Source organism: Marinilactibacillus piezotolerans, from assembly GCF_900114235.1.
Lineage (GTDB): Bacteria > Bacillota > Bacilli > Lactobacillales > Carnobacteriaceae_A > Marinilactibacillus > Marinilactibacillus piezotolerans.
Genome location: NZ_FOSJ01000121.1, coordinates 1 through 1206 on the forward strand (window position 1 = coordinate 1; position 1206 = coordinate 1206).

General features: G+C 32.4%; 1 protein-coding gene. It reads right to left on the bottom strand.

What is annotated here, in order from left to right:
- Positions 1 to 1097: IS110 family RNA-guided transposase (locus BM212_RS12355; RefSeq protein WP_177206481.1), on the bottom strand; the 1097-nt coding region annotated here is incomplete at its 3' end.
- Positions 1098 to 1206: the final 109 nt, after the last annotated feature.

The following is a 1206-nucleotide window of genomic DNA, read 5'->3' on the forward strand; positions in this document are numbered from 1 at the left end:
ACAGCAACTTTATCTCTTTTGGAGTAAGGTTGTTTTTTTAATTTATAATAGTAATCAACAATATGGTTGGGTGCAGTTTTTTGAGTTTTTAACATATTTCGAATAGTAAAAAATAATATCTTTCTAGCGCGGGCATTCCCACGTTTATTTATTCGGTCTTTCTTTCTCATCGTTCCAGATTGATGAGTGCGTATATCAATTCCAACATAAGCGTTCAACTGATTTGAAGTAGAAAATCGTCTGATATCCCCTAATTCAGAAATAATTAACGCGGCCGTTAGAGGGCCTATCCCAGGAATACTAACTAATACTGAAAATTCATTAAGCTTTTTTGACTGTTCAATCATTTTTTTAGATAATCGTTCTTTTGTATCAAATAACTGTTGTATCTGCTTAATTCTGTATTGAACTTTAGTTACTAAAAAATGATCTTTATCTACTGCTGGATAAGATACATCTGCTAAATGAATTAGTTGATCTGCTTTCAGTAGAGCTTCTTCTTTTGAGATATTTTTTTTAGTGCTTGCGAGAATTATATTTTTTATCCTTGTTTTACTTAACTCTTTAATATATGCAGGATGAGGAAAACGCTCAATAATATTTAATGCATATTTAGATAGGTTACTAGAATACAGCGTCTCTATCTCTGGAAAACACTGTTGGAGAACGGCGTGAAGTTGTACTCTTTGTTTTATTAGATTAGCGTGAACCTCATCATACAAAATAGATACTTCATGTATCTCTGAATAGATTGAGGTCTGATGATTCTTTTTTTCACGATCAAAACGATAATGTGACTGTGCTAATTTATGTGCATCTACTTTATCTGTTTTATTGCCACGCAAACCATCGGTTTGTTTTTTAGCTAATAATGGGTTTAGGATACAATACGAAATCCGCTCAGTCTTAAAAAAAGACTCAATCTGTTTAGAATAAACACCTGTAGCTTCAAAAACTACTTCAGTAGTTTCTTTACAAAGCTGGCTTTTAAGTTGGTTAAACCCTTCTTGATTGTGCTTAATTTCCCATTCTGCAACACACAATTCTTCTTCATAAATAACAACATAACTTTTTCCTTTACTTACATCTAAAGCCATGACTCTCATTTATTTTCGCTCCTTTCTATATTAAATTGAAGTACTCCACTATGCCTTAACGATTCCACTTTCCTATAGACGATCTCAAAGGACCAACATACTTCAAACT